This is a genomic window from Gordonibacter pamelaeae 7-10-1-b, from assembly GCF_000210055.1.
Taxonomy (GTDB): Bacteria; Actinomycetota; Coriobacteriia; order Coriobacteriales; family Eggerthellaceae; genus Gordonibacter; species Gordonibacter pamelaeae.
The window spans coordinates 3385093-3389068 of the sequence record NC_021021.1 but is presented as its reverse complement, the minus strand read 5'-3'; the positions used below and the strand labels follow the sequence as shown (position 1 = coordinate 3389068).

General features: G+C 64.3%; 3 protein-coding genes and 2 pseudogenes. All 5 read left to right on the top strand.

The window, feature by feature from the left end; genetic code table 11:
• A partial coding sequence (locus tag GPA_RS19630; protein ID WP_041239784.1) for a type IV secretory system conjugative DNA transfer family protein occupies positions 1-257 on the top strand: 257 nt, incomplete at its 5' end.
• Positions 258-437: 180 nt separating this feature from the next.
• Positions 438-656 (top strand): hypothetical protein, encoded by a 219-nt coding sequence (locus tag GPA_RS15575; protein ID WP_015540454.1) that lies wholly within the window; start codon positions 438-440, stop codon positions 654-656.
• Between the two features lie 10 nt (positions 657-666).
• Entirely contained in the window at positions 667-1095 is a 429-nt protein-coding gene (locus tag GPA_RS15570; protein WP_197533114.1) for a PrgI family protein, read from the top strand.
• Positions 1073-3478: pseudogene (locus GPA_RS20690) on the top strand (VirB4-like conjugal transfer ATPase, CD1110 family). Before GPA_RS15570 ends, GPA_RS20690 begins: the two are co-directional and overlap by 23 nt.
• Positions 3475-3976: pseudogene (locus GPA_RS19625) on the top strand (hydrolase Nlp/P60); the annotation flags it as partial. The pseudogenes GPA_RS20690 and GPA_RS19625, both read left to right, overlap by 4 nt.

The window sequence follows — 3976 nt, the reverse complement described above, 5'->3', positions numbered from 1 at the left end:
CGGAGGGACAGAACAAGTCGACCACCGTGAACCGAACGATCTTCGAGCGACCGCTCATGCTCCCCGACGAGGTGGGACGCCTCTCCAGGAGGAAGGCCCTGCTGCTCATCGCGGGAACCTATCCGTTCCAAGACGACAAATACGACGCCGCGCAGCACCCTCGATGGGCCGAGGTCGAGCCCGGGCACAAGGGGTCCATATACGCCAAGCCCTTCGACTTCGGCGCGTATGCGGCGGGGATGAGGGAGGTGGTCTAGGGAAAGCCACGGAGACGGCGGCAATGCGCAAGCAACTCGGCCGCTTCGAGCTTCCACCCTCGATGCGGCTGCCGCCGTCAAGACGCAAAGGAGCGCTCGCGCGCTCCGCATCCAAATCTTACCACGCAAGGCAAGGCGCCCCTTCCACCCAGGCGCCAACGACGCAAAGGAGGCAATCACATGCTTGCAAAAATCATCTCGCTCGTGACGGGCTGCGTGACGTTCCTCGGAGGGTTCCTCGTGGTCTGGGGGGCAGTACAGCTCGGACGATCATTTGGAAACCGCGGTGGCGGCGGCGAGGGCATGGAGGCCGGAATCGCGACCATCGCCGGCGGCGCGATCATCATCGCCGCAGCCGTCTACTTCGGCCAGCTCGACACCTCGTGGATGCCGGCTTAGGGGGCTCGGTTTGATCGACGACAAGCTCCACATCCCAATCCAGAAGGACATCGGAGAGTACGAGCAGAAGCTGTTCGGTGACATGTCCATCAGGACCTGCGTGTGCCTGGCGGGGGGCTTCGCCACCGCGATAACGACCGCCCTCGCATGCTGGTTCTGGCTGGGCGTCGACCCCTCGGACGCCACGTTCCCGATCATGCTCGCAACACTGCCCTTCTGGCTTGCGGGCTTCTGGAAGCCCCGCGGAATGCCGTTTGAGAGGTTCCTGCCGCTGCTGGCAAAGCACCACCTGGCCAAGCGCCACTTCGAGTACACGCCAAGCCACAGGGGGGCGACGGCCGCGCCGTTGGCGCTGGAGCCGAGAAAGCTCGCACGAAAGGAAAGGAAGCGTACCTACAGAAAGGGGGCGGAGCTCTATGAGCCTGCTGAAGAAGCGTAAGAAGGGTGCAGCGGAAGCCCCTGAGCGGAAGAATGAAAAGAAGGAGCGGAAAAGGCAGAAGGGCACGCTGGAGCTGTGCGGTTACGAGCTCATGCTCAAAAACGGCGTGGCACAGGTGGCACCGGGCCTGTTCAGCCAGACCGTGCAGTTCGGCGACATCACCTACCAGTGCGCGAAGAAGGACATCCGCGAGAACATCTACAGCACGATGAGCGCCCTGTACAACTACTTCAACCCCGACACCAGCGTCCAGGTGACCATCACCAACGAGCCGGTCCCGCCCGAGGAGATCGGCAACAGGACGTTCTTCCCCAAGTCGGACCCCTGCCTGGACCCCTACGTCGAGGAATACAACCGCATCCTCAACGACAAGATGCGCGAAGGCGTCTCCAACCTCAAGAGGCACCGCTACCTCACCTTCACCACCGAGGCGGAGGACATCGACTCCGCTATCCCGAAGCTGGCGCGCATGCGCAACGACTGCGTCCAGGCCCTCGCCAGGATCAAGAGCAAGGCCGAGCCCATCGACGGCCTCGAGAAGCTCAGGGTCACCAGGGGCCTGCTGAGCCCGTTGGGCGCCTTCGAGTTCGATTGGGACAATTTGTCCCAGTGCCCCACCGCGCGCACGGCCGACTTCGTGGCCCCCATGTCCGTGGACTTCAGGCCAAACGGACGAAGCGACGCTTTCAAGGCCGACGACGCCTGGTGCTGTGTGATGGCGATCAGGTCGTTCGGATCCGTGCTGCTCGACGACTGCCTCTCCAACATCGTAGACCTCCCCATGCCGCTCTCGATCTCGCTCCACCTGAAGCCCATCTCCCAGGACAAGGCGATCGACATGGTCCAGGGCAAGATCGACTGGATGGACATGGAGGAGCGCGGCCAGAAGAGCCGCGCCGCCAGCAAGGGCATCATCCTCACCCAGACCTCGACCGCGCTGCGCTATTCGAGGGCCGACGCAGAGGAGCTGCTCGACTTCCTGCGCAACAAGAACGAGCGGCTCTTCGAGTACGCAGGCTATGTCTTCACCTACGCCTCCACAGAAACGGAGCTCGACGAGCGCGTCGACCGCATCATCTCCGCGGCAAAAGGCTCGGCGCTGACGATTGAGAAGCTCTATTACCGCTAAGAGGAGGGCTGGGGCTCGGTCCTGCCGTTCGCGACGAACAAGTGCGACGTGACGAGGCTCCTCACCAGCGGCCAGATCGCCATGCAGATGCCCTTCGCTTCCCTTGAGATCAACCAACCAGGAGGCATCTACCTCGGGCAGTCGAAGATCACCAACACGCTCACCATCCTCGACAGGCTCTCGCTTCCTTCCCCGATGGGATTCGACTTCGGGACCCCGGGCACGGGAAAGTCGAACGCCCAGAAGAGCGTATGGCTTCAGGTGCGCATGCTCTACGGGGACAGCGCCCAGGGGATCTGGATCGACCCGACCGGCGAGGGCCGCCCCGTCGCGGAGGCGGGCGGCGGCGTGAGCATCAGGCTGGCCGCCGACTCCGGCCAGTTCATGAACCCCTTCGACACCAAGGACGTCGCCACGCTCTCCGACCCGCTCCAGATCGCCTTCAAGGTGGACGCGTTCCTCGCCCTTTCCGCATCGATGATGGCCGAGGGGAACCAGGGGCTCACGCAGGCGGAGAGGTCGATCATCGCCCGATGCGTCGAGGAGGCCTACCGCAGGTCCGGAGCCGCGGGCACCCCTGTGCTCGAGGACTTCTACAAGCTCCTGCTTGAGCAGCCCGAGCCCGTCGCGCGGGAGATCGCCCTGCGCTACGAGCGCCACGTCAAGGGATCGTTCTCGTTCTTCAACCGCATGTCCAACGTGCACCTCGACGCGCCGATGGTGAACATCGACCTCCATGACCTCAACTCGGACATGAAGGTTTTCGGCATGCTCACCGCCCTAGAGCAGGTGCGCAACCGCATGTACCAGAACTTCGCGGAGGAGAGGACCACCTGGCTGTTCATCGACGAGGTGCAGAGCCTCTTCAAGCACCCGGCCGTCATCGCCTACTTCGAGAGCTTCTGGGCCGAGGGACGAAAGTTCGGCCTGGTTGCCACCGGCCTGTCGCAGAACGCGAGCTTCATGCTCGGCAGCGACATCGGATCGACCATGATCCTCAACTCGGACTACCTGATGCTCCACAAACAGTCGACGGTGGACAGGGACCTGTGGGCCGAGACGCTCAACCTCTCCGACGAGGAGATCGGCTACATCGACGACGGCATCAAGCCGGGCGACGGCCTGCTCGTGGCTGGAGGCGCAAGGCTCCCGATCACCAACGAGCTCCCCAAGGGCAGGATCTACGACCTGCTCACCACCAAGCCGTCAGAAGTGGCGGCCCTCGGCGGCGCGGGCATGAGGTCCGCACGATGACGAGGAACCCGGACAGGGACCCGATGCACGACGTCGTCGCCGGAGAGAGGGAGAACCTTCTCAACTCCGGCGTGGTGGCAGGCGGCGAGTCCTTCCGCGAGGGGGTCGTCGGAAGCGGATTCGGGCTGTCTGGGAAGCCAGCCGGACCTCAGCATATGGGATCGGCGAGCCTCAGGCGGATGGCAGCCGGCACGATGGCAAACGAACTCGACGACACGGACGAGTTCGAAGGCGCCCGCGACGCCTACGACGCCGCGGACGGGGGCCTTGCCATCAGGCGGAGGCTGGCCAGAAGGAAAGCCAAGGCGAAAGAGGCCGAGCCGTCTCCGGGCGATGGCGCAGCCAATCGGGCCGCATCGGACGGCAAGGCGCATGGCGCCGCATCCGCCGACGACTCCGCCGCGGCCGAGCAGGCAGCGCAGATGAGGGCTAAGACCAACGGAGCCGCCGGCGCAGCCAAGTCAGCTTCCGCGGGAGCGGCCCAAGCAGGCATCGCCA

Excerpts from the sequence above, each read along its gene's own strand:
- GPA_RS15575 (WP_015540454.1), top strand. The coding sequence starts at position 438 with ATGCTTGCAAAAATCATCTCGCTCGTGACGGGCTGCGTGACGTTCCTC.